Raw genomic sequence first — 24694 nt, forward strand, 5'->3', positions numbered from 1 at the left:
TTATGTATAAATTTCTTGATAATTAAACCTTATCATCCTTGGTTCAACCAATGGACAGGACTCCAGACTATGGATACAGTCGAGCAGCTAAACGGCACCTACTTTTACGACGGAACCTCTAATCTAACTGCAGGTGAGCTATTTTTTTGGATCATGGTTGATGAAACGGCCGATCACTTTGGGGTTAAAGAGATCGCCGGAGTCCTGGCGATGTACCTTGGCAGCAACAACCTCACCGTTGCAGGTAAATTAGCCGGGGCGACGCCCGGGACATCTGTAGCATCAACCTACTCAAGACGATTGCTGAGGGGAAGGATGTTACCTTTCAAGCTACCTACCTGGGTAGGGTTACCACCGAAAGCTAAACTCATTATGACCAGAAAATTAGGTACGTTTGTAGGAAGAACTATACCCGTTATCGGTTGGGTGATCCTGGCCAGTGACGTAGCGATGATCAGCTATAAATCCGTCAATAAATACAATATGATAGCAAATCCAGCAGATCGTATTTGGTAGGTTTGAAATGGATAAAGGAAAAGATGAGTCTATAGCACAGAAAGTTTTAAGCTGGTATCAGGATTACTGGGATGTTCCTGTATTTCCTTTTTTTAAAAAAGTTAAAATATCTAAAGACACCAGCCTTTCCTCGGGAAAGTACCAGCTAGCCTGGGAGGATGCGGAAGACCTGTTAGTTGAATACTTTGAGAAATTCAGTGTAGAGCAAAAAGACTTCGCCTTTATAAAATATTGGCCAAATGACGAAGTGTTCCGTCCATTGCCTTTTTTAGGCAGGAAAAAGTATATCGAACCAAAACTATTAACCGTAGAGATGCTGATGTTGTCTGCCGAAGCAGGTTACTGGCTCTATGACTGACAGGGCTGCCGAAACAGCCCTGTAACGCTAAGCTGTTACCCGTTCATTCCATGCATCAGAGAACAGGATGTTGCCATCGCAGTACTTCCATGTGATTCTTTCATAACGCATTTCGATACGCTCCATATGATTGCATTTTTCACAGGTCTTGATGTTGTACATCACTGGCGTTACGGCTACGACCCTGATGTTTTCAAGTAATATATTAAAGTATTCAGCTTCTTGTCCGGCATGATTAATCTGATACCATCGGAACTCTCCTGACTTTAGCGTTTGCCCCTGAGCAACGGCTTTATAGAAGTAGGGCGATGAACTGTCGAACTCTTTTTCGAAGCAAAGCGGAGCATGAATCCTTGTGCCGGTAATCTTGCCCGTATTACCGTCCGTGGGAAGGTGAAGCCCGTGAGTGAATGAGAGTATTTCGATACTGCCTTCGCGGTCTCTGACATCGACGGAACCTTTTATATCAGCGCCGCCATCGTCTTTTAACCACAGATAAGAGGGGATTGCCATTGCAGAACTCCTTGTAGTGTTGCAAAGCTAAACCAGGACGCTATCTCATTTCACTATCGAATATATATAGTAATTCAATGATAAAAATGGAATTTATTGTCTTCTGCTCTCACGATAGCACTTCATCCAAACTCCCCACCCTGTGACCCCCTTCAAATCTCCCCGCGACCTGATTATTTACAGTCACCCTGATCAATCCCAATCACCCAGAAAGGACTCCACCCCCTATGAACCTTAAGCAACGAATAGAATCCATCCCCGGCGGCATGATGGTTGTCCCCTTAGCCCTCGGCGCACTCCTTAATACTTTCCACCCCCAGGCACTCGAGATCGGCGGCTTCACCACCGCTCTCTTCAAAAACGGTGCCGCCCCCCTGATCGCCGCTTTCCTGCTGTGCATGGGTGCCGGCATCACCCTCAGAACCGCCCCCAAAGCCTTGCTGGCAGGCAGCACCATCACCCTGACCAAGCTGCTGGTCGCCGTTGTGCTCGGGCTGGCCGTTGACCGCGCGTTCGGAACAGAAGGGCTGTTTGGCCTTAGCGGGCTGGCGATTATCGCGGCGATGAGCAACTCCAACGGCGGGCTGTATGCCGCGCTGGTCGGCGAGTTCGGCAACCAGCGGGACGTGGGGGCGATTTCGATTCTGTCGCTGAACGACGGGCCGTTTTTTACCATGATCGCGCTGGGCGCGGCCGGGATGGCGAGCATTCCGCTGATGTCGCTGGTGGCGGTGCTGGTGCCGTTAGCGCTGGGGATGCTGCTCGGCAATCTTGACCCGCAGATGCGCGAGTTTTTAACCCGTGGTGGGCCGGTGCTGATCCCGCTGTTTGCCTTTGCGCTGGGGGCGGGCATCAACCTGGAGATGCTGCTGCAGGGCGGGCTGGCCGGTATTGTACTCGGCGTGCTGACCACGCTGGTTGGTGGCCTGTTTAATATGGCAGCCGATCGTCTGGTGGGTGGCTCCGGGGTGGCCGGAGCGGCGGCGTCCAGCACCGCCGGTAATGCTGTTGCCACGCCGTTGGCGATCGCGCAGGCCGACCCGTCGCTGGCGCAGGTGGCAGCGGCGGCCGCACCGCTGATTGCCGCCTCGGTGATTACCACCGCCATTCTGACGCCGCTGCTGACTTCGTGGGTGGCAAAGCGCAACGCACGCAGGGCGTTGAAGGAGGCAGTATGAAGCTGAGGGAAATCACCACTGCGAACCTGATGCCTTTACTAACCTCGTGGAGAGAAACAGGCAGCGCGCACAGCCAATTAAAGGAGGCAATATGGAGCTAAGGGAAATCACCAATGCGAACCTTACACCGTTACTGGCCCCGTGGAGAGAAACAGGCAGCGCACGCCATCCGCTGAAGGAGGCCACATGAAGCTGATTGTGATAGCCGATGATTTTACCGGTGCCTGCGATACCGGCGCGCAGCTGGCAAAAAACGGCGTACGTACCGAGGTGCTGCTCACCCCGCAGCAGAAACCGTCACCGTGCAGCGATGTGCTGGTGGTCAATACCGAAAGTCGTGCCAGCGCGGCGGCGGCGGCGGCACGCACCGTAGCTCAGGTGCTGCATCCGTGGTGCACGCCCGGTCAGGATCCGCCGCTGGTGTTTAAAAAAATTGATTCGACCTTTCGTGGCAACGTCGGGGCCGAGGTGGAAGCTGCGATGCTTGCGGCGGGCAAGCGGCTGGCGGTGATCGCGGCGGCCATCCCCGCCGCCGGGCGCACCACCGAGCAGGGCGAGTGCCGGGTGCATCAGGTGCCGCTGCTGGAGACGGCGTTTGCCCGCGATGCGGTTACGCCGCTGGCCTCTTCCCGCATCCGCACGCTGATCGCCGCGCAGAGCCGTCTGCCGGTGTATGAGATTGGCCTGCATCAGGTCAGGTATCACCAGCTGGGGAGTGCGTTAGCCCGGCTCTGCACGGGTGGCCGCGCGATGGTGGTGGTGGATGCGGTAACGGACGACGATCTGCAGCAGATTGCCCGCGCGGCGCTGGCGATGCCGCAGGTGCCGCTGCTGGTCGGGGCGGCCGGGCTGGCGCACGCGCTGCCGGTGGCGGCCTATCGTCATCACGCCCTGCCGGTGCTGGTGGTGGCCGGATCGATGAATGAGGTCACCCGCCGTCAGGTGGAGGCGGCCAGGCAACGCGGTCACGCTGAGGTGGTTGAAGTGGCGATGGCCGTGCTGCTCGGCAGCGCCTCCGGTAGCGAACTGCAACAGCTGGCGGAGCAGGTGGCGCGTCACCTGGCCCACGGGCGGCACTGCATTCTCTGCACCCGCCAGCAGGCGCGGGAGCGCACGACGGTCAGCCGCTACTGCCAGCAGCATCTGCTGACCCGTCGCCAGGTGGCCGGGCAGATTAGCCAGCAGCTCGGCAGGCTGGCGCATAGGGTGACCGGGCTGACCCGCATCGGCGGGCTGATCCTCACCGGGGGCGATACCGCCGCCGCGGTGGCCGTCGCGCTGGGGGCGCAGGGCTACCGGATTGCCGGTGAGGTTGCCGCCTGTATTCCCTTCGGCACGCTGACGGGCAGTGAAATCGACGATATCCCGGTGATCACCAAAGCGGGCGGTTTTGGCGCAGAGAGTGCGCTGTGCGACGCGCTGACCTTTATTGAGGAGAGGTACTGATGAACACAATTGCGGTAACGATGGGCGATGCGGCCGGCATCGGCCCGGAAATCATTCTCAACGCGCTGGGCGGTGAGCTGAGCGGCGCACCGGTGCTGGTGGTCGGGTGCCTGGCAACCCTGCAACGGGTATATGCGGCGGGGCTGGCTCCGGCGGTCGAACTGCGGGCCATCTCACAGGTTGCCCAGGCACGCTTTATGCCAGGTGTTGTCCACGTGCTGGACGAGCCGCTGGCCGATCCCGGCGCACTGCGGCCGGGCCGGGTACAGTCGCAGGCTGGGGATCTGGCTTACCGCTGCGTGAAGCGGGCGGCCGAACTGGCGATGGCGGGACAGGTGCAGGCCATCGCCACCGCCCCGCTGAACAAAGCAGCGCTGCATCTGGCCGGGCACCCTTATCCCGGCCACACCGAGCTGCTGGCAGAGCTGACCGGCAGCCGCGATGTCGCGATGCTGTTGTATACCGACCGGCTGAAGGTTATCCATGTCTCCACCCATATCGCGCTGCGGCAGTTTTTAGATACGCTCAGCGCAGCGCGGATTACCTCGGTAATTGCACTCGCCGGGCGGTTTTTGCAGCTGGTGGGCTATGCGGCACCCCGTATCGCCGTGGCCGGGGTCAACCCCCACGCCGGGGAGAACGGGCTGTTTGGCGATGAGGAGATCGCCATCGTTGCGCCGGCCATCGCCGCCGCGCGGGCGCAGGGCTGGCAGGTGACCGGCCCGTGCCCGCCGGATACGGTGTTCCTGCAGGCGAGTGAGGGCCAGTACGATATGGTGGTGGCGATGTATCACGATCAGGGGCATATCCCGCTGAAGCTGCTGGGCTTCTACGACGGAGTGAATATTACCGCCGGGCTGCCGTTTATCCGCACCTCCGTCGATCACGGTACGGCGTTTGATATTGCCTGGCAGGGCAAGGCGAATCCGGCCAGCATGGTGGCGGCGATTAAGCTGGCGCTGCGGCTGGTGGGGGAGAATCAGCCGGGCGCGGGTACGGATCAGGAAAGCATGGCAGGCAGGCCGGCATGAGCACGCAGCAGCGTATTGAGCAGATTATGGCGGTGCTGAAAAGCCACAACCTGGTCACCGTTGATCAGCTGGTAGCGGCCACCCGCGCCTCCCCGGCGACGATCCGTCGCGATCTGATCAAGCTGGACGATCGCGGCGCGATCGTTCGCAGCCACGGCGGCGTGGCGCTGAAGCAGTTTGTGCCGCTGCAGCCGACCACGCCGGAGAAGCAGCAGCGCAATCTTAAGCAGAAGCAGGCCATCGCCCGCGCCGCCGCCGCGCTGGTGCAGCCGGGCGATGCGGTAGTGCTGGACGCCGGCACCACCGCGCTGGAGCTGGCGCGCTGCCTGGTGCATCTGCCGCTGCGGGTGTTTACCGGCGATCTGCCCGTCGCGCTGTTCTTATCGGCGTTCCGCCAGATCGACGTGACGGTGATCGGCGGGCGTATTGATAACAGCAGCCAGTCCTGCATCGGCGATCCCGGCCGCAGCCTGCTGCGCGGCATCCACCCGGACGTGGCCTTTATAAGCTGCAACGCGTGGAGCCTGGCGCAGGGCGTGACCGCGCCAACGGAGGAGAAAGCGGCGATAAAGCAGGCGGCGATGGCTAACGCCGGAAAGAAGGTGCTGATCGCCGACAGCAGCAAGTACGGCCAGCACGCGCTGTTCGGCGTGGTGCCGCTGGCAGCGTTTACGCATATTGTCAGTGATACGGGGCTGGGGGAGGAGTATGCAGAGCAACTGAGGGTGTCAGGGATGAGACTAATTCTGGAGTAACCCGTTATCTTCAACCTGCTAACGTTGATAGTTTCATTTTTTCGAGCGAGGTTTATACCCGGCCAGAACCACTGAAGATTGTCCAATTCCACTTCTTGATTAGCGGGCTTCCAGCACAAAGCGTGCATTTAACTGCCGTAAAAACTGGAAAGTGTTCATCCACGGAACCTCGATATTTTGGCAGATATTGGGGATGCGGATTTTGCGGGATGTGACAGGCAGCAGCGACTCATGGGTGATGAGTGTCGCGCCAATGGCTTTACTTTTCGCAATGATCCACGGATCGGCTTTTGCCAGAAAATTATCACGCTCACGTACGTTGTAATCGCCAGCCATAACATCAGACAGGATCTGCTGAAATATCTGCTGTGTTGCTTCGTCATCATTAGCAACAAAGTGCGCCGGGCGCTGTCTGGCCCACTGCGCCAGCTCGTCGTCACCGTCTCTCAACTCTCTGCCAATCATATCTACGCTTGCCACCGTGCCCAGCTCAAATTGCCAGTCGAGCCACTGCCAGTAGGCCGGGCAAATATCCATGCCGTAATAGAAGTTTTTGGCCTCAATGTAAGTATTGGCATCCAGAAGATATTTCATAGTCCCAGTTCTCCGGCAAATCGGGCAATCTTTCCAGGTTTAATCCCATCGAGCAGATCGCTCGCTTCACGTAACAGCAGCTGCCCGCTCAACGCCTGGCTCACCACCGCCCGGGAGAAAGAAGGGCTAATCTGCGCTTTTTTGGTCCGGTAATAGTTCGGGCCACCGGGCTCTTTTTCCCGGGCGGCATAAGCCGCCTGTAATGAGCGGATATAGTCATCGTGAGCCGTTTTGTCGATCAGGCCGAGCGTTAACGCCCGCCGGGCCAGTACCCAGCGGCTGACATGGAAATGGCTCTCCAGCGGAGCGAGGTTGCTCTGCCAGTCGGGATAGTCCGTTCGCCAGTGGGTCATAAACTCGGCTGCGGGCACCAGGAACTCTGCCGCTACGTGGTTACACAGGGCTTCCTGTTGCAGGTGAGCTGTAACACCACCATCGGAGACGCCAGACAGTCCAATCCAGATATGGCAAAGCTCATGGATTAAGGTAAATAACCGCGCGCCGGGGGCGTCGGCATAATTCACGAAAATAATCGGCGCATAGTCATCGGCGATGGCAAAACCCCGGAACTCTTCCACGTTGAAGGGGCGGCTGTGGTGGCCGAGGCTGGCGGAGCGCATTACCAGCACGCCCGCCTGCTCAATTTTATTCACCAGCTCGCGATAATACTCTTCCCAGCTTCCGCGGGAGGGATGGGGGTCAACGTTCAGCGTCTGACGCATATCCCGGACGATAGCGTCTGCCGCATCGTAGCGTGAAAAGCGGCCGGAAAGCCGGCCCGGTGGTATCATCTGCTGCTGCAGATACTCTCTGTACCACTCCTGCCGCTGCAGCATAATTTTCAGCAGATCCAACAGCTCGGCGCTGGGGCGGCTAACGGCTTTGCCCTGCACCGTGCGCAGGTCCGGCACCGGCAGTTGTTCAACCGGCGGCAGGGCCAGGAACAGATAACCAAACGGGATATGGGCCTTGTGCGCAAAGGTCATCGCCTGGTTGAAGGTGATACTGTGGTTTCCGGCTTCCCACTCTCTCAGCCGCTGCTCATCAACGCCGCACAGCCGGGCAAATCGTTCCACGGCAATACCTGAACGCTCGCGCGCCCAGGTCAGCATTGCCGGATTGATATTTGCCTTGCTCACGCCGTGTCATCCCGTTCAGTTTAGTGTGGCTGATAGTATGTGGGCTGCCTGCTTAGCATTCAATAGCTGAACAATTAATCGGCAGATATGCCGGTTTACACGGCTGTTTTCGGGGGTAGTGCGGTTGAACGGTGGCTGCCAGTTACTTACCTGCCATCGCACCTATAAACGCCTCTACCTGCTGCTGTTTACGCCCGGAAAATTTGCATACCTTACGCAGCGATTTCATCAGCTGGGGCTCCGGTTCCCGCGCGGTGATCACCAGGCAACCGGCCATCACCCGCACATCCACTTCGGTACCGGTGGTAAAACCTGCCGCCTCCAGCCACTTGCCCTTCATGTTCAGCGCCGCAACGTGCTGATAATCCGGAAGCGTGCTCGCATATCCCACCGTTAAATGCCGAATCGATGAAACGGCAACTTCTGATCTGTCTTCTGCTGCATTACACTCCTGCTTAGCCATGATCACTACCTCGTATAGTTTTTGTGGTTAGCGGGGCGAATGTGGTGACACACATTCGCCCCGCGTCTGAGTACCCGGTAATTATATTCTTCATGCCTTGCTAAATCCTGATTAATTTAATTTAAATTCAATATGTGCAGTGTGGCTCGAATAAAAATGCAATAGTTACATTCCGGGGTGCAAGGGCGGTTTTTAGGGTGCCAGCTTATCAACCAACCTGCACGGCAGGGCTGGTATACCAGGCTTGAAGACGTTCAGCGGAGTATCAGATAATCGGCAATGTCTGGCCGTGTATAATCGGTAATGAGCATGGCGATTTAATTTACAACCACTGCATTTAAGCCGCTCAGTAAGATTCTGCTTTCTCTCATGACTCAAGTCTGTTTTTGCTTTTTTTCTGTCTTGCTTGCTTCATATCATATGAAAATTGATTTTCGATTTACTCTTCTTCAATGCCACGTAAAGACAAAATCCGTAGCGCACATTCTGAGNTTTTTTCTGTCTTGCTTGCTTCATATCATATGAAAATTGATTTTCGATTTACTCTTCTTCAATGCCACGTAAAGACAAAATCCGTAGCGCACATTCTGAGTAGATTAGAATCTTCTTTGAACTCATCACAGGATTTGATCATGGCAATACCCGTTTATCTWTGGCTCTATGACGATGCCGGGAACCTCATTAAAGGAAGTGTCGATGTTCRGGATCGTGAAAGYAGCATCGAAATCATATGCTTAAATCACTGCRTTGAAATTCCGACAGACAATGCCAACGGAAAAGTTACAGGAACGCGTATTCATTCAGCATTTTGTGTTGATAAGGAGGTTGACTCGTCAAGCCCGTATTTATATCAGGCGTTAACGACGGGGAAAACCCTCAGGCTTGCTGAGCTAAGGTTCTACAATATAAATGATGCTGGTATGGAAGAGCATTACTTTTCCATATTTATATCAGGCGTTAACGACGGGGAAAACCCTCAGGCTTGCTGAGCTAAGGTTCTACAATATAAATGATGCTGGTATGGAAGAGCATTACTTTTCCGTAGTTATGGAGAGTGTAAAAGTAGAAGCCATCTCCTCACTGATGTATGACATTAAGAGTGACTATGGTGAAAGATGTAACCATCTTGAGTGTATTGAATTGAAATATGAAAAAATCAAGTGGCATTACCTGAAAGGTAATATCATTCATGCGGATAGCTGGAATGAGCGTAACACCGTTGCTATCTGACACCAGGAGACAGATTTATGTGGGTTTACAGCCAAAGCACCGGTGAGCTTTCCTATAACGGTATTTATATCAGGCGTTAACGACGGGGAAAACCCTCAGGCTTGCTGAGCTAAGGTTCTACAATATAAATGATGCTGGTATGGAAGAGCATTACTTTTCCATTGTTATGGAGAATGTAAAAGTAGAGGCCATCTCCTCACTGATGTATGACATCAAGAGTGACTACGGTGAGAAATGTAATCATCTTGAGTGTATTGAATTGAAGTATGAAAAAATCAAGTGGCATTACCTGAAAGGCAATATCGTTCATTCGGATAGCTGGAATGAGCGTAACACCGTTGCTATCTGACACCAGGAGACAGATTTATGTGGGTTTACAGCCAAAGCACCGGTGAGCTTTCCTATAACGGACGGCATGTTGAGACAGGATATTCTGGAAGGATGACGAATAAAAACAATCCTTCTCGTGTGGGTTTACAGCCAAAGCACCGGTGAGCTTTCCTATAACGGACGGCATGTTGAGACAGGATATTCTGGAAGGATGACGAATAAAAACAATCCTTCTCGTCAGCAGGTAAAGGGGTTAGGGCCAATTCCGCAGGGGACTTACAGGATAGGAGGACGAACTAGTTCTAAAGGGCCTTTTACAATTATTTTAACGCAAATTTCAGGAGAGAGTTTTGGACGTACGGCATTCAGAATACATGGTGAGCGCATCAAAGGCCCCCCTGGATGGGCTTCTGAAGGATGCATTGTTGTGGGTGCTGACACACGCAGATTGATCGCTAACTCCTCTGATACCACGCTGGTGGTAGTACCATGAAAGGATTAGCAATCTTTATACTGATAGTTCCACTGTTTGCCAGTGCGATACAGCCCAAGGATTTGACCTCAGCGGATGAACATCAAAAATATCTGCTTTTGCAAAACCCAGCTAACAGTAAGCAGTTAATCCGTGGCGTAAAGTCATCGCAACCGATATGGTTGGCGGTGGTTCCCGACATTATCGACAGCCTTCCCCAGTCGCAGAATCATGCACTGATGAATGCGATGGCTGCGTCACTGATCCGCTCTGCACCTGATACGCTTAATACGCTGGCAGGCGTGGATAATGTTATCGCCAGAGAAGGGCATTCAGCGCAGCGTGATAAATTTGGGTCCGATTCCATTTGTGTGTATGTACCGGACCCGCACATTTACAGCAAACAGTCAGTCAAAGAGTATTACTCAAGGGCAAAGGCGGTGTTACCTCGGGCTGGTGAGGCGGGTCGATCGTGCCTGGAGATTATGGGAGAACTTATTGCTGAGATGAAACGCGAGAATGAGAAAAAACCGTACAAGTGGGGTAATAAGGATTATTTTAAAAGCTATTACCCGTTAACTGTACCCACAGAAACACCTTGATTACGGGCTTTTCTTGTATCTCAGGGTTCAATACTAAACCAGCAGGCTCATCGGCAGGAACTGAAATCAACACCACGGTTCCTGCTTGCAAATTATGCTGTTCCCGGCTCGGGCTGATCAATTTGCATACCCCACCGCTTAATGCCGAATCGTGCAATGACCGCACAGGGCATTCCCCAGCGGTTGTTTACGCTCAATTCACATGCTAAGTTAATTCCCAATCAAATCAAACCGACAAAACAGTGATGACCCTCTCAACCCCACGACCACAGCCCGTTTCTGCCCGCACCGCGCCTGCGGCGGCTGTCGCTGTGGCATGGCGTCATCACCTGTACTCCGTTACCTGTCCGCCACCTCGCGTTGTTGCTGTTGTTGCCGGGGTGTAAGCGCCCAGAACGCTAACGGCCAGTTCACGCCCTGCACCTGTCTGCCGCCGGCTGACTGCGCCAACGACTACAAAACCAGGTAACCGGAGTTTTTCATGCGTTTTAATACTTCCCACCTCGCATCTCAGGGTGCGACCGCAGGCTTTGTGCTGCTGTGGGGCAGCGCCGCGATTTTTACCCGCCTCGGGCTCGATCACGCCTCGCCGATGGCGCTGCTGATCTGCCGTTTTGCCATTGCGCTACTGGCGTTGCTGGCGATTGGCCTGCTGCGCCGTCGCCTGCTGCCGCAGCGCGGTAGCGCCCGCCAGGTGGCTCTGACCGGGCTGATGATCATTGGCGGCTACGCGGTCTGCTACTTTGAGGCGATGGATCGCGGGGTGACGCCGGGGCTGATCGCCACCATTATGGGCATCCAGCCGATCCTGACGCTGGCGCTGGTCGAGCGGCGGATGCAGGGGCTGCGGCTGCTCGGGCTGCTGGTGGCGCTGTCCGGGCTGGTGCTGCTGGTGTGGCGTAGCCTGGCCGCTTCGCACCTCGCGCTCTCCGGCATTTTGTTTGCGCTGGCGGCGCTGCTGCTGATGACCTTCGGTTCGATTATGCAGAAGCAGATCCGCCAGCCGCCCGCCGACGTGCTGCCGCTGCAGTACGCCGTCAGCCTGCTGCTCTGCGTGCTGCTGGCGCCCGTCGGCGGCTTTCACACCGACCTGAGCGGGCAGTTTATCGTCGCGGTGCTGTTCCTCGGCGTGCTGATCTCGGTGGTGGCGCAGCTGCTGCTGTACCGGCTGCTCAACGCCGGCAGTATCGTTAACGTCACCAGCCTGTTCTACCTGGTGCCGGTGATCACCGCGCTGCTCGACTATCTGCTGCTCGGCAACGCGCTGCCGTGGTCCGGTATCGCCGGGATGGCGGCGATTATCGGCGGTATTATGCTGGTGTTTCGTGCGCCGCGGGTGGCGCGAGGGTAAGTTGCACGTTCGTCAGCCGATAAGGAAAACGCCTGGCCGGGATGGCCGGGCGTTTTTTTGGCTGCGCAGCGCATCCGGGTGAATGCACCTGAAATAATGCATTAACGCTGTTATGCCTTTTTTAAGGGGCATAAGAACCGGGCACATGCCGCGCCCGGCACTGCTTTACTCAGGCTCGGCCGCCAGCGTCCCCACCCCAATCATCATCGGCGTATGGTGGTGCCCGGTCTCGGCATACAGCAGCGTGCCGCTGACGCGCACGTGCTGGTCAATCAGGTTACGGTGCGTCTTATACATCGCCGGATCTACCGTCAGTTGCAGCAGCTTCTCATCCCCCCAGTCCGGTGCATCGTTAGCACAGACCGGCTTATCGCTCTTTAGCGCCCAGTAGGTCTCCGGTTCGTCGCCCTGTTCCACGCTCTCGTAGTTTGGCGGGCCGGGCCAGGTGATGCGCAGCAGGGTGCCGGTCAGGCTGATATCGCTGCCTTCGCTGTAGCAGTCCGGCCGGGGGGTGATAATCCGGCTGTAACCGCACAACATGCGGCAAAGGTAGCTTTTTGCCGCCGCGACCGGGAGAATACCCGCCATTGCACTGTTATCCCGCCGGCACCGCCGCGGGCAACCGAACGCTGAGGAGAGAACAATGACCCAGGGCCCACTGAGCGCTGAACAACTGGAATGGCTGGACGATGTGCTGGCAGAATATGGCAACGATGACTCGGTGCTGGACGCCTCAGAGCTGGACGGCCTGCTGACCGCGGTGGTGACCCCGCCGCAGCCGGTCGCAGTAGAGCTGTGGCTGCCGACGATCTGGGGCGGCGACTTCCCGGACTGGGAGTCGGAAGAGCAGTTCCAGACCTTTATGAACCTGGTGGCGCAGCAGACCAACGATATCGTCGATCGCCTGCGCGACTACCCGGATCAGTTCGATCCGCTGTTCGGCACCAATGAGATGGAAGGCCAGGAGTTCACCGTGGTGGAAGACTGGTGCGTCGGCTACATGAAGGGCGTGGCGCTCGGCGACTGGTCGACGCTGCCGGAAGCCATGAAGCCGGCGCTGGCGACCATCGCGCTGCACGGCCAGCCGGAGCAGAACGCCGCGCAGCTGGAGACGCTGACGGCGGAAGATTATGAAGAGAGCGTCGCCGTTATTCGCGCCGCGGCGCTGAAATTGGCGGAGAAGTGGCAGCTTCACTAAGCCGTCAGGCTACCGGCCACCGTCCGTCAGCTATCGTCCACCGCCCCCGCCAGCCCGTCTGCCGGGGGCGGTGGCGTTTTTAGCGGGGCTTACCAGCCCGGCACCGCACCGCCGTTAAAGATCTTCTCTGCCGCCGCCGCCACTTCCGGCGACTGGTAGGATTTTATAAAGTCGCGCACGTTGGCGGCGTCCTTATTGTCTTCACGGGTGACGATGATATTGACGTAAGGCGACTCTTTATCTTCGATAAACACGTTGTCGCGCACCGGGTTAAGGCCGGTCTGCTGCAGGTAGGTGGTGCTGATAATCGCCACGGTCACCTGTTTGTCATCCAGCACGCGCGGCAGCTGGGCCCCTTCGATCTCCATAATCTTCAGGTGCAGCGGGTTGCTGGTGATATCCACCGCGGTCGGCAGCAGCCCGGTGTCGGCCTTCAGGGTAATCAGCTTCTCTTTCTGCAGCAGCAGCAGCGCGCGGCCAAGGTTGGTCGGATCGTTGGGCATGGCGATGGTGTCGCCGTCCTTCAGCTCGCTGACCTGCTTAATTTTCTTCGAGTAGCCGGCCATCGGGAAGACGAAGGTGTTGCCCACCGCCACCAGCGTGGTGCCTTTGGCTTTGTTATCCTGCTCGAGGAACGGGCGGTGCTGGAATACGTTGGCATCGAGATCGCCGCTGGCGGTCGGGTCGTTAGGCAGCAGCGATCCGCTAAAGCCGACCAGCTCGACCTCCAGGCCGTACTTCTCTTTGGCCACCTGCTTCGCCACCCCGGCAACGTCCTGTTCGGCACCGTTAATTACACCGACCTTGATGTGGTGAGTATCCTGTTTTTTGTTATCGCAGCCTGCCAGCAGCAGGCCCAGCGCCAGCGCACCGGCAACGAGGGGGAGAGTGGAGTATTTCACGGGTTAATCCTTTCATTCAGAAGCAGAAAACGCATCACTATCCGCGAAAGGCAGGCGGAGTCAATCGTGCAGGCTTATGATAAAAAGGAACAAGATATAATCAGGCTGCATGACCTGTCGCGCAGGTCACTTACCTGAAGAAAGCCGGGTTCTCAGAGTAAGCCAGTTGCCCGATCAAAAAAGAGTAAAACCTGTGGCCCAATCGGATGGAGTCGGCTCCCATCCTGAACAGCCACCCGGCCATATTAATCAGGCTTCTGCTGATACCACGCCACCACCAGCACGGCCAGCTCATCTTCCAGCGTGTAGAAAAAGCACGACGGCACGCCGAGTATCTTTGCCAGCCTGCAGACCAGCTCGAAATCGGGCACGTGAATACCGCGCTCGTACTGGTTCATCCGGGCGCTGGCGGTGGCTTCGTCAATACCGGCCAGGATCCCCAGTTTTTGTTGTGAAATCCCTTTTTGCAGACGGGCTTCTTTCAGACGGTGTGGCAGCATGTCGATCCTGACTTCTGAACAATTAACAGGATTCTCTAAGCTGCTCATGTAAATTGTACTAAGTAATACTTAGTGATAAGTTTGAAGGAGATGAGGTGCCAAACACAAGGAGAGGACGTTATGAAGATGAAAAGTGATATGCATCCGGCTGACATCGTTGCGGCGATTAAGAAACGCAAAAGCTCGCTGGCGGCGCTGTCGCGCCAGGCCGGGCTGAGTTCCGGCACCCTGGCCAACGCGCTGAAAAAGCCGTGGCCGAAGGGTGAGTTTATTATCGCCCGCGCGCTGGGGGTACACCCGTCGGTGATCTGGCCCAGCCGTTATTTCGATCAGCGCGGGCGGCTGCTGGCGCGGGAACGGCTGATGCGCAGCCCGCGGCTGTGCGTTGTGGCACCGCACCCGGCGGGCAGCAAAACGGGCTAGCCCCGGTTTGCCGCCGCGTCCGGCCTGCGCGCATGCCCGCCTGTAACCGGCTGACTCCGGTATCACTGCCCGTTAATGCGCGTTGCCCGTCTGAAACCGGTCTGCAACGGCGACGCCTGCGGGGTAGGGTCAGTCTGCCATAATGCTGGCGGCCAGCTTCGCGCTGTCGGAGGTGTTACCAATCAGCTCGGTGAGCAGGTTGTGTACGCCGTCGCTCATCGGCGTGAAGCGGGTTTCATTAGAGCGCGCGACCACCACAAACACGCCGACGCTGTACTGCGGCACCATCGCCATATAGGTGATAAAGCCGCCGCCGCCGCCGGTTTTCTCGATGATGCCGGGGCGACCGTCGCGCGGTGCCATATAGACCCAGCCCATGCCCAGCGCATCGGCGCGGCCCGGCACGTCCATGCCTACCACCTGGCTGAGCTGGCTGCGCTGGTAAATCATGGTCTGCAGGCGGTCGACCTGCGCGCTGCGCGCCTGCACGTCGGAAGAGAGGAACTGCTGCATCCAGCGGCCCATATCGTCCGGCGTCGAGTAGACGCCGCCGCTGCCGATCGCCGCCAGCGAGTTATTGCACGGGCTCGGGCTTTTCGCCGGGATCATCAGGCGTCGGCACTGGTCCGGCGACGGCGTAAAGGTGGTGTCTTTCATCCCCAACGGGCGGGTGATTTTTTCCTGGAGCAGCGCCGGGTAGGGCTTGCCTGCGGCGCGGGAAAGCGCATCCCCCAGCAGGTCGAAGGCGACGTTGGAGTAGCTGGCGCGTTCGCCCGGCGTCCAGGTCAGCTTCGCGGTGCTCAGCCAGTTCCAGCGCTGGTTGTAGGTCGGCCAAGTGAAGACGGCGCGGTTGGCTTTGCCGCCGGGCTGCTCGCGCGGCAGGCCGCTGGTGTAGGTGGCCAGGTTGATCAGCCGGATCGGCTGGCCGTTAAACGCCGGCACCCGGCTGCCGGGCGGGGCGTATTTGCTCAGCGGATCGTCAAGTTTGAGCTTGTTCTCCTCTGCCAGCTTAACCATCAGTTCGCTGGTCATCAGCTTGGTCAGCGAGGCGATGCGCACCACCGAATCCTTCTGCGGCCGCTGCGGGCTGCCGGGGCGTACCGCGCCGCGGCTGGCAAACACCCGCTGATTGGCATCAATCGCCACGATCGCCATCCCGCTGGCCTTGGTGTTATAGAAGATATTATCGGCGTAACGGTCAACCACCTTTGACGCCAGCAGCGGGTCGGGGGCGGTACGGGCGGACGCGTGCAGTGGCAGGGTTACGGCGGTGAGCAGCACGGCGGGCAGTAGGTGTTTCAACGGGGGAGCATCCCTGTCAGTGAGTGATGACTTGGCAGTGTAAATTCTTTGTTTTTAACTGCAAGCGTTTCGTGAAACCCCGGCAGCGGATGAGGACAACGCGTTCCGGAAACGAGAGTATCACCCGCGCCAGCCGTTTAATAATATCGGTGTGTAATAGGCCTTTTTTAATAAGAAAACACGGATCAGTCAAAATAGAAAACCTCGTATCATCATGTTTTTACTAAATAAATTTCTTTGAGATGAAGCTTAATCCCGGACAGGCTAAAGCTAAGGAGGTATTTAAAAACAACCAACAGGAGTTAAAAAATGTGTGGAATAACGGGATGGTTATCTTACAGCCGTCAGATGCAGGATCAGCGCGACACGCTGCAAAAAATGACCGATACCATGGCATTGCGGGGACCCGATGCGGAGGGTATCTGGATTGCCGGGCCGGTTGGCCTCGGGCACCGGCGCCTGTCGGTGATCGATCTGGCGGGTGGCGCACAGCCTATGATGGCAGGACACCGCGGCGTGGATGCCGTTATCACCTACAGCGGTGAGGTCTATAACTTCAAAGAGCTGAGAGCCGAGCTGGAAGGGCTCGGGCAGCGCTTCACCAGCCGCAGCGATACCGAGGTGGTGCTGCGCGCCTGGCTGCAGTGGGGCAATGATTTTGTCGGCCGTCTCAACGGCATTTATGCCTTTGCCATCTGGGATCTGCGGGCACAGTCGTTGCTGCTGGTGCGTGACCGGATGGGGGTCAAACCGCTGTACTATTTTACCACCCCTGACGGGGTGATTTTCGGCTCTGAACCGAAAGCGCTGCTGGCCAATCCGCTGGTGCCGGCGCGGGTGCGCGCCGATGGCCTGCGTGAGCTGCTGGAACTGGTCAAAACCCCCGGCCATGCGGTATTCAGCGGCATGGCGGAGCTGCAGCCCGGCGAGATGATGCAGTTTACTCCGCAGGGCAACCATCGCCACCGTTACTGGCAGCTGGAGGCTAACGATCACACCGACTCGCTGGAGCAGACCATCGGCCATACCCGTGAGCTGCTGGATGACATTATCGCGCGGCAGATCGTCGCCGACGTGCCGATGTGCAGCCTGCTCTCCGGCGGGCTGGACTCGTCGCTGGTGACCGCGCTGGCCTCGAAAAAACTGCTGGAGCAGGGGCGCGATAATATCCGAACGTTCTCGGTCGATTTCCGGTCGCATGGCATCGATTTTATTAGTGACGATCTGCGCGCCACGCCGGATGCCCCCTACGTGCGCGACGTGGCGAAGATGCTCAACTCGGAGCACGCCGAGATCGTGCTCGACAGCCTGAATATGGCGGGCAGCGACATTCGCGATAAGGTGATCCGTGCGCTGGATCTGCCGCCCGCGCACTACGGCGACCTGTGGCCGTCACTCTATCTGCTGTTTGAAGCGGTGCGTAAACGTTCCACCGTGGCGCTCTCCGGCGAGTCTGCCGATGAGGTGTTTGGCGGCTATCGCTGGTTCTACGATCCCGAGTCGGTACAGGGCGATATTTTTCCGTGGCTGAATGCGGTCTCCGGTAAATATCTGGACGATACCAGCCTGCTTGACCCGGCGTTACTGAAGCAGCTCCGCATGGACGAATTCCTGCATGACAGTTTTTCGCAGGCGCGGCAGGCCTGCCCGGTACTGCCCGGTGAGAACGCCGGTGACCAGCGGATGCGTCAGCTCAGCTATATGAATCTGACGCGCTTTCTGCAGGGGCTGCTGGATCGCAAAGATCGCATGAGCATGGCGGTGGGGCTGGAGGTGCGGGTACCGTTCTGCGATCACCGGCTGGTGCAGTATGTGTTCAATATCCCGTGGCAAATGAAGTGTTTCGACGGTCGGGAAAAGAGCATCCTGCGCGAGGCGGGCAAAGATCTGTTGCCACAGTCGGTATACCAGCGGCTGAAAAGCCCGTACCCCTCTACTCAGGACCCGGCCTATGAGCGGGCGCTGCGCACTGCGGCAGCGGCGATCCTGCAGGACAGCAATGCGCCGGTCAGGGCGCTGCTGGATGAAGGCCAGCTGCGGACGAAACTGGCCGAAGCGCCTGGCAGCAGCAGCATGCTGGACAGTCGCGTCGGGCTGGAGATGGTGGTCGGGCTGAATCGCTGGATGGAAAGTTACCAGATCGAACTGGTGCTCTAGGAGGGGAGCCGCCCAGATGGACCCGCCTCGCAGGGGGGCGAGCTGACAGACAGGCCATTGAGCGGCCAGCGACCGCAGGTGCAGTGCCAGGCGCGCCTGCCTGGCCAGGCGCTCAGCGATCGTGGTCGCCGCTGTTGGGTTGCACGCCGCAGTCTTATGGCTGCGGCGCGGTCGACAGTCTTACGGCAGCGGCTCTACCTGCAGGCTCACCAGGCCGATGCCCAGCCTGCGGGCGGTAAACCCGTCAGTCAGTCCTTCGCTGGATTCCACCGGCTCCGGCGGCACCAGGCTTATCACGCGTGCGCCATCGGGGTTATCCACCTCCAGCTGCACGTTGCCCGCCTGTTCGCTGAAGGTCACCTGCTGCTGCCAGCCGCCGACCTGTACCGTTACCGGGCGCAGGGCGTTCGGGCCAATCGCGCGGGCGGTGAGGGTCAGGCGGAATCGGGCGGGCAGCGGCTGCAGGTATTGTACCGTCACCTGCGGCTGCAGGTTGGCATCGGACCAGCGGCCCCACGGCTCAACGTATGACAGGCCACTCACCTTCTGCACCTCCTGCGGCAGCCCCGGCAGGTTAAACAGAATGCGGTCTGCGCGGTATTTCAGGTCGGCGTCGCTGACGTTCAGGCGGGCAACCGCCTGCTGCCAGCTGTTTTCATCAGCCTCAGTGTCCGGGAAGCTGATTTTACCCTTGCTGCTGCCGGGCTGTACTTCACTTATCAGCGGCGGCGCGTTCAGCGTGCCGCTGGCGATGCACAGATTATTGTTGAGCATCTTCGACTCATCCCACACGCTGCCGATTTTGTAGCAGCGGTCGATCCAGACAAAGCGCTCACCGGCGGCAAATTTTGCCAGCTGCTGCTTCAGCGGCGTGGCCAGATACGCATCCAGCTTCGGTTCGATGCGTCCGTCCTGTACCGACAGCAGCAGCGGCAGCGTAAAGTGGGTGCCGGAGAAGCTGAAGCTGTTTTTCACCGTATCAACGCTGTAATCGCTAATGGTTTTCGGGAAGTTCCACAGCGCGATGACGTCCGGCTTCCACTCGTTAATCTTCTCTTTGATATCCAGGAAGGTGGTGGAAAGCGAGGTGGACGACAGGCTGCTGCGCCCGAGGCCGATAAAGTTATCGCCGCCCATCGCGTCCAGCACCGTGGCCCCGTTATCCAGCGTGCTGCGCTTCATGGTCAGCACATCGCTGCGCACGCTGTCGCCGCGCAGCATAAAGAACAGATCGGAACGCGGGTGCTGGTTCAGGTACTTAAAGGCGGTGTTGTTCATCGCCAGATGGTCAGAGCTGACCACGATAATGGTGTTCTTAAAGTACGGCGTGGCGCGAATGCGCTCAATCAGCCGGGCAATATGCTCCTGGCCGCAGGCCACGGCGGCAAAGGATTTGTTCTCTTTGCCCTCGAACGGATAAGACCTGCGCTGGCAGCTGCGCGAGATAAACCCGTCCGGATGATGCGTGTCAACGGTCAGCGTAAACAGTGAGAACGGCTGGTTGGTTTTCGCCAGTTCCAGGTACTTATCAAACACCAGATCCAGCACCGTGTCGTCATACCAGCCCCAGTCGTTGCGGTATTTCGGGTCCTTCACCACGCTTTTCAGCTCGTTAAAGCCGTACAGATGGTCGAAACCGTGCGACGAGAGGAACAGATCTTTACCGGCAAAGCTCAGGCTGGCCCCCTGATAAAACCAGTTCTGATAACCCGCAGCCTTGAGGATATCGCCCAGGCAGACGTTTTGCGGATAAAACGTGGAGAGTGAGCTGGAGGCGTTGCCGTCAAAGGGGGCGAACAGCGGGATGCCGCACTGTGAGGCGACCATGCCGGCGATGGTGTATTCGGTGCCGGGCAGCTGTTCGGTGTGGCTGAAATCGACCGCTTCGGCACGGATGCTGTTCAGCTCCGGTGCCAGTCCGGGAAACGCCTGCTCATCAAAATAGGTGCGCTCCAGGCTCTCCGCGTAGATCCACACCAGGTTTGGCCGGTCGCCGGAGAGGTTCTTCGACGGTACCTGATAGTGGCTGGAAAAATCCGAATCGGCGCGCGCCAGTTGCGACTTCACCAGCGCGGTGGTCTGGTGCCAGGCGGGGGTCGCTGCAACTGAAGCGATCGCCAGCAGCAGCGCCAGCAGGCTCCAGCGCCGACGGTAAGGGGTATGCCTGCGCAACCGCAGCACCCACGCCAGCAGGGCAACGATCGCCACCAGCCCGGCTACCAGCCCGGCGGCGGGCAGCAGATACTTTTGCATTCCGGCACCGCTCAGGCTGTTGGTCAGGGTATAGAGTACCGCGTCGTTAATCCCGTCACCGGTGAAGTAATTACTGGCCAACAGCGTGGCGTTGAGGATCAGGCTGGTCCCCAGCAGGATCAACAGCAGCGTAAACCACAGCCGGTGGCGTCCGGCTTTCCACGAATAGAGCGCCGCCGAGGCGGCAAACAGTAGCAGCGATAAGGTGGCAGAAATCATTAAATCGGTCTTCCCCTGGTGTGACGCAGTCCCTGTCATGCAGAGGCGAAGCGTAAAAAATGCACACTGAAATATTTTGTAATAGGACGGATTATCCCCGCCTGGCCGCCTGGCGAACAGTGAAAAAAGGCGATGGTTACTGATGGTAACGGGTTTGTTTAACGTTTGTTTAACTTCACCAGCAGAGCACATCGCGTGGTCAAATTAACCGATTACGCCCCGGCTGGGGAGACGCTGCGCCACAGAGTTGCAGAAGTGTTAAGCAGGCCATATTTCTGCTTCGGAATCTGCGACAAAAGTCGTCAGTCACATCGCACAGCCCGCGCTAACATCCCGGAGCGACGGGCCCATCTGATAGTGAAGCCTGTAATCCAGACGGCAGACGCTGCGGGATGTGCACGGTGCAGAAGTGTTATCCGGTGCAAGTTTTTGCGCTTAACCCCTCAGCAATCTGTGCTGCCCGCACGTATTGCCGTTTCATGATGACAAAATGAGCGTTTAAGTGTGCTCTCCACTCTGAATGATCACGAGCGCAGTATCAGGGTAATCCGTCACGGAGGGATGGCTATGTATACTGCGCGCAGAGACTGTCTGATCGTTTTTTCCCTGGGGCTGCTGCTGTTATCCCGCCCCGTCGCGGCTGAAGTTACTCTGAAAGAAGGCAAACGCAGCGGTGAGCAGGGGCTGAGCCGCATCCATGTGGCGGCGGGGGCCAGCATCCGTGCCGTGGTGATTGACGTGATGGGCGGCAGCGATCGCGGTTCATACCAGCGCAATCTGTATGACGGCAGCTCGCGCTATATGCTGCGGCTTAATTACAACCTTGATGAGGATCTGTCGCTGGTTAACCTGTATGAAAACAGCATGGATATCCCGAAAATCGTCGGCTGGAAGGGCCACTACGCCAGCGGTGCCCGCAACACCGTCCGCCGCCAGATGTACAGCGGGCTACGCAGCGAGCGCTGGGGCGAGCTGACCTGGGGGCAGCGCAACAGCGTCTATTACGAAACCATCAGCGCTAAAACAGATATCTGGGGTAACGATCTGCACGCTGAACCGGCCACGCTGGGCGCCGGTTTCAGCATCGATGGCTCGTGGGGAACGCGCAACACCCTGATGTACGTCAGGCCGTTCGGGCCGGCCACCCTGTATGCCAGCTATATGAGCAGCGCGCACGAACGGCTGTTACGCCACGGCCTGCGCTTTAAGCGTCATAACGGCGCGGGGCTGGCGGTTGACTATCGGGTCACCCCCGACCTGACGCTGGCCGTGGCGGGGGTGATGACCCGCGACTCGCTGCGCAATGATGACCACAGCGACGCGCGGCGGGTGAATCAGCAGCTGCTGGGCAGCGCCGTAAGCTGGAAGCCGGGGCTGTGGACGGTGGCGGTCAGTGGCGGCTGGTATCACCATTTCGTTGCGCTGGCGCGTCAGCCTGCAGATCGCTACTTTGCGCACAATGCCTGGGGGGCGAGTTATTTTGTCGGGCGCGACTTCCCGGTGCAGATGCCGGTACTGAAATCCGTTATGCCGATCTGGTTTGGCGATCGGTTGCGCGCCGGGCATGGGCCGCAGCGGCGCTTTATACGTGAGAACGGCCTCGGCGTGGTATTCTATTTAAAAAAAGGTTTTCGCATTGATTATCAGCACGTTTTTCGTTCAGGCAACGATCGTATGGGCGACATCAACTTTATGCGTCTGCGTTATGATTTCTGAGTGCGCTTATTTACTTTCGTTTAGGTTGGGTAGAGTAAATAAGCACGAAATGATTAAATCGATTAAAAAATAAATATTTTGAAATATTAATTTAAGAAATTCACATCGTGAAAGCACAGAATAGTAATTTTTGCTAATTTCTTATCTCACAGATCGCGGTATTATTTTCGCGCAACAATTCTTAAAAAATAATAAGGGATAGAAATAAATGTTAACTAAAATGCGCACTTTAACTCAGGCCATTGGCCTGGGACTGGTGGTGGGCAGTGCATCGTTTGCCGCTAACGCAGAGATTACCGTACTGAAACAGGATCCGCAGGCGGGTAACCCGCTGAGCCGCCTGAACTTTACCGTGGGCGGCAGCATTCGTCCGCAGTTCAATAACATCACCGGCCCGGACGGCAGCAATGCCTATAAGCGTAACGGCTTTGACGGCGGTACCCGTTTCCGTTTCGCGGCAGATTACTACCTGTTCGATGACATCAGCTGGATAAGCTATTACGAGCTGGGTGTGAATATCCCGGCGGTGTTTGACTGGGACAGCCACCACGCAAAAGGCGCGCATGACACCACCCGTCGTATGCTCTATACCGGCCTGAAGAGTGACACCTGGGGTACGCTGACCTTCGGCCAGCAGAACAGCGTCTACTACGATGTGGTCGGTGCGAAGACCGATATCTGGGACTACGATATGGTCGGCCAGGCGCCGGGTAACGGCATCAACGGTGATTACGACGGCTCATACCGTTCACGTAAGATGCTGAAGTACAAAAACAGCTACGGCAACACCGACTTCTACGCCTCTTACCTGTTTGCCGACAGCGAATACCTGCCGGGCAACGGCCTGCGCTACAAGCGCCAGGGCGGCGGCTCGCTGGGCGTGGATACCCATATCACCAAAGACCTGACGTGGGGCACCGCGTGGAACTATACCCGCGCCGAAATGCGTAACCCGGGCAACGGCGACAGCGAGTCCTGGGACCAGAATATCTTCGGTACCGCGCTGACCTGGAAACCGGATAACTGGACCTTCAGCTTCGGCGGTGGTTACTACAACAACTTCCTGACCACCAAAAAAGCTAACGTGCATGACTACTTCGCCGGTGATGCCTGGGGTATCGAATACCTGGCGGGTTACACCGTACCGGTGGATCAGTATGGTCTGAAGTCGGTGATGCCGTATGTGATGGGTGACCGTCTGCAGTACGTCTCCGGCCGTGACTACCAGCGCATCGACAACGGCCTGGGCGTGACCTTCAAGCTGGACTACGGTTTCCGTGTTGACTACGAACACGTATTTACCTCCAGCACCGACAAACTGGGTGATATGAACCTGGTGCGTCTGCGTTACGACTTCTAAGCGTAACCTGCTCCCCGGCGTTCGCCGGGGGGCTTCATGCGGTAGCACGCCGCCACCCAGGCTACCTTCTCTCCGTTATCCTCACCGTCACGCTCACCACCACGTTGACCACTGCGTTCAGCATCCCCTGACTTTTGTGGCCCTGGCGCCGTCTTAGCGGCGGTACGGTCTGAGCATTACAGTTCGCCGGTCAGATACTGCGCCACGCCGTTGCCGAAGCTCCAGTCACCTTTCTCATTGGTGATAAAGGTGATCATCACGTCGGAGGGCAGAATACCGCAGCTCTCTTTAAACTCACGGCACAGCTCAGCCATAAAGAACTGTTTCTGCTCGCTACTGCGCGGGCTGGTAAACACCCGCACCATCACCAGATTATCGGTGCGCTGTAAGCCGAGGCCGGTATCCTCAAACACCATCTGATAAGCCTTGTTTTCCTGAACAATCTGATAACGATCGCGCTCAGGCACCTTAAAGGCGGCCAGCACGGCACGGTGCGCGGCGTCCAGCAGCATTTTCAGTTCAGACTCGGAACGGCCCTGGATCACATCAAATTGCAGTAACGGCATAGATACCTCGACATTGTCTTGTTTGCTGGATTTATGCGGCCAGTGAACGGCGGGTCTGCTGGTAGCACCCTGCTGTATCTGCCCGTCTCTGATGCACAACTTACCCCCTTATTTCGTCGG

Annotated in this window: 24 protein-coding genes and 2 pseudogenes; 16 read left to right on the forward strand and 10 right to left on the reverse strand. The window is 57.3% G+C overall.

What is annotated here, in order from left to right; translation table 11 throughout:
- Positions 1-69: 69 nt before the first annotated feature.
- Together ASF13_RS00695 and ASF13_RS00700 are read left to right on the forward strand one after the other, a co-directional pair.
- Positions 70-516: an STM2901 family protein gene (locus ASF13_RS00695; protein ID WP_056231318.1), complete on the forward strand. Its 447-nt coding sequence runs from the start codon at positions 70-72 to the stop codon at positions 514-516.
- Positions 517-523: 7 nt separating this feature from the next.
- On the forward strand, positions 524-874 hold the full coding sequence (locus ASF13_RS00700) for a DUF1493 family protein (RefSeq protein ID WP_056231322.1): 351 nt from the start codon (positions 524-526) through the stop codon (positions 872-874).
- A gap of 27 nt (positions 875-901) precedes the next feature.
- Here the strand turns inward: ASF13_RS00700 and ASF13_RS00705 are convergent, their stop codons facing one another.
- Entirely contained in the window at positions 902-1387 is a 486-nt protein-coding gene (locus ASF13_RS00705; protein WP_056231324.1) for a type VI secretion system tube protein TssD, read from the reverse strand.
- 227 nt (positions 1388-1614) lie between these two features.
- Between ASF13_RS00705 and ASF13_RS00710 the strand changes: the two genes are divergently transcribed.
- The 4 genes from ASF13_RS00710 to ASF13_RS00725 all read left to right on the forward strand — a co-directional run bounded on the left by ASF13_RS00710 (position 1615) and on the right by ASF13_RS00725 (position 5797).
- Positions 1615-2565, forward strand: a complete 951-nt coding sequence (locus tag ASF13_RS00710; RefSeq protein ID WP_056231327.1) for a 2-keto-3-deoxygluconate permease 1 — start codon at positions 1615-1617, stop codon at positions 2563-2565.
- A gap of 186 nt (positions 2566-2751) precedes the next feature.
- The gene (locus ASF13_RS00715) at positions 2752-4011 is read left to right on the forward strand and encodes a four-carbon acid sugar kinase family protein (protein ID WP_056231330.1); all 1260 of its coding nucleotides are present in this window, start codon (positions 2752-2754) and stop codon (positions 4009-4011) included.
- Positions 4011-5042 carry a D-threonate 4-phosphate dehydrogenase gene (locus ASF13_RS00720; RefSeq protein WP_082502253.1) on the forward strand — a complete coding sequence of 344 codons (1032 nt, stop codon included), beginning with the start codon at positions 4011-4013 and terminating at the stop codon, positions 5040-5042. The genes ASF13_RS00715 and ASF13_RS00720 overlap by 1 nt, the downstream gene beginning before the upstream one ends.
- Entirely contained in the window at positions 5039-5797 is a 759-nt protein-coding gene (locus tag ASF13_RS00725; RefSeq protein WP_056231333.1) for a DeoR/GlpR family DNA-binding transcription regulator, read from the forward strand. Before ASF13_RS00720 ends, ASF13_RS00725 begins: the two co-directional genes overlap by 4 nt.
- Before the next feature lie 99 nt (positions 5798-5896).
- On the opposite strand, the gene ASF13_RS00730 is transcribed toward ASF13_RS00725, so the two are convergent.
- From ASF13_RS00730 to symE, 3 genes are all read right to left on the reverse strand, one after another.
- Complete coding sequence (locus tag ASF13_RS00730) at positions 5897-6391, reverse strand: DUF4411 family protein (protein WP_056231335.1); 495 nt, start codon at positions 6389-6391, stop codon at positions 5897-5899.
- Positions 6388-7530, reverse strand: coding sequence for an XRE family transcriptional regulator (locus ASF13_RS00735; RefSeq protein WP_056231337.1), 1143 nt, complete (start codon positions 7528-7530; stop codon positions 6388-6390). Before ASF13_RS00735 ends, ASF13_RS00730 begins: the two co-directional genes overlap by 4 nt.
- Before the next feature lie 142 nt (positions 7531-7672).
- The gene (gene symE / locus ASF13_RS00740) at positions 7673-7993 is read right to left on the reverse strand and encodes an endoribonuclease SymE (protein WP_056231340.1); all 321 of its coding nucleotides are present in this window, start codon (positions 7991-7993) and stop codon (positions 7673-7675) included.
- A gap of 632 nt (positions 7994-8625) precedes the next feature.
- On the opposite strand from symE, the pseudogene ASF13_RS24725 reads away from it, so the two are divergent.
- The 5 genes and pseudogenes from ASF13_RS24725 (at position 8626) to ASF13_RS00760 (ending at position 11978) form a co-directional block, all read left to right on the forward strand.
- A pseudogene (locus ASF13_RS24725) lies at positions 8626-9223 on the forward strand (Hcp family type VI secretion system effector).
- A 61-nt stretch (positions 9224-9284) separates the two neighbouring features.
- A pseudogene (gene tssD / locus ASF13_RS00750) lies at positions 9285-9572 on the forward strand (type VI secretion system tube protein TssD); the annotation flags it as partial.
- A 108-nt stretch (positions 9573-9680) separates the two neighbouring features.
- Positions 9681-10046 (forward strand): tlde1 domain-containing protein, encoded by a 366-nt coding sequence (locus ASF13_RS23075; RefSeq protein WP_072166249.1) that lies wholly within the window; start codon positions 9681-9683, stop codon positions 10044-10046.
- Positions 10043-10627 (forward strand): hypothetical protein, encoded by a 585-nt coding sequence (locus ASF13_RS00755; protein WP_056231345.1) that lies wholly within the window; start codon positions 10043-10045, stop codon positions 10625-10627. The genes ASF13_RS23075 and ASF13_RS00755 overlap by 4 nt, the downstream gene beginning before the upstream one ends.
- Positions 10628-11108: 481 nt before the next feature.
- On the forward strand, positions 11109-11978 hold the full coding sequence (locus tag ASF13_RS00760; RefSeq protein ID WP_056231347.1) for a DMT family transporter: 870 nt from the start codon (positions 11109-11111) through the stop codon (positions 11976-11978).
- A gap of 165 nt (positions 11979-12143) precedes the next feature.
- Here the strand turns inward: ASF13_RS00760 and ASF13_RS00765 are convergent, their stop codons facing one another.
- On the reverse strand, positions 12144-12566 hold the full coding sequence (locus ASF13_RS00765) for a DUF4431 domain-containing protein (RefSeq protein WP_056231350.1): 423 nt from the start codon (positions 12564-12566) through the stop codon (positions 12144-12146).
- Between the two features lie 55 nt (positions 12567-12621).
- Between ASF13_RS00765 and ASF13_RS00770 the strand changes: the two genes are divergently transcribed.
- The gene (locus ASF13_RS00770) at positions 12622-13176 is read left to right on the forward strand and encodes a UPF0149 family protein (RefSeq protein ID WP_056231351.1); all 555 of its coding nucleotides are present in this window, start codon (positions 12622-12624) and stop codon (positions 13174-13176) included.
- Between the two features lie 89 nt (positions 13177-13265).
- Here the strand turns inward: ASF13_RS00770 and nlpA are convergent, their stop codons facing one another.
- Together nlpA and ASF13_RS00780 are read right to left on the reverse strand one after the other, a co-directional pair.
- Entirely contained in the window at positions 13266-14078 is an 813-nt protein-coding gene (gene nlpA, locus ASF13_RS00775) for a lipoprotein NlpA (protein ID WP_056231354.1), read from the reverse strand.
- Between the two features lie 245 nt (positions 14079-14323).
- Positions 14324-14578: a helix-turn-helix transcriptional regulator gene (locus ASF13_RS00780; RefSeq protein WP_056231357.1), complete on the reverse strand. Its 255-nt coding sequence runs from the start codon at positions 14576-14578 to the stop codon at positions 14324-14326.
- A 120-nt stretch (positions 14579-14698) separates the two neighbouring features.
- Here ASF13_RS00780 and ASF13_RS00785 point away from each other — a divergent pair, with 120 nt between their 5' ends.
- A complete protein-coding gene (locus ASF13_RS00785) occupies positions 14699-15001 on the forward strand; it encodes a helix-turn-helix transcriptional regulator (protein WP_056231360.1) in 303 nt (100 codons plus the stop codon).
- 129 nt (positions 15002-15130) lie between these two features.
- Here the strand turns inward: ASF13_RS00785 and ampH are convergent, their stop codons facing one another.
- Positions 15131-16303, reverse strand: a complete 1173-nt coding sequence (ampH, locus tag ASF13_RS00790) for a D-alanyl-D-alanine-carboxypeptidase/endopeptidase AmpH (protein WP_072166250.1) — start codon at positions 16301-16303, stop codon at positions 15131-15133.
- Positions 16304-16612: 309 nt separating this feature from the next.
- On the opposite strand from ampH, the gene asnB reads away from it, so the two are divergent.
- On the forward strand, positions 16613-18460 hold the full coding sequence (gene asnB, locus ASF13_RS00795; RefSeq protein ID WP_056231364.1) for an asparagine synthase (glutamine-hydrolyzing): 1848 nt from the start codon (positions 16613-16615) through the stop codon (positions 18458-18460).
- Between the two features lie 180 nt (positions 18461-18640).
- On the opposite strand, the gene opgB is transcribed toward asnB, so the two are convergent.
- Positions 18641-20932 carry a phosphatidylglycerol--membrane-oligosaccharide glycerophosphotransferase gene (opgB, locus tag ASF13_RS00800; RefSeq protein WP_056231367.1) on the reverse strand — a complete coding sequence of 764 codons (2292 nt, stop codon included), beginning with the start codon at positions 20930-20932 and terminating at the stop codon, positions 18641-18643.
- Positions 20933-21499: 567 nt separating this feature from the next.
- Between opgB and ASF13_RS00805 the strand changes: the two genes are divergently transcribed.
- Complete coding sequence (locus tag ASF13_RS00805; protein WP_056231370.1) at positions 21500-22648, forward strand: porin; 1149 nt, start codon at positions 21500-21502, stop codon at positions 22646-22648.
- Between the two features lie 208 nt (positions 22649-22856).
- A complete protein-coding gene (locus ASF13_RS00810) occupies positions 22857-24008 on the forward strand; it encodes a porin (protein ID WP_056231372.1) in 1152 nt (383 codons plus the stop codon).
- A 176-nt stretch (positions 24009-24184) separates the two neighbouring features.
- On the opposite strand, the gene ASF13_RS00815 is transcribed toward ASF13_RS00810, so the two are convergent.
- On the reverse strand, positions 24185-24574 hold the full coding sequence (locus ASF13_RS00815; protein WP_056231375.1) for a tautomerase family protein: 390 nt from the start codon (positions 24572-24574) through the stop codon (positions 24185-24187).
- Positions 24575-24694 lie beyond the last annotated feature (120 nt).

The organism is Erwinia sp. Leaf53 (assembly GCF_001422605.1).
Classification (GTDB): Bacteria; Pseudomonadota; Gammaproteobacteria; order Enterobacterales; family Enterobacteriaceae; genus Erwinia.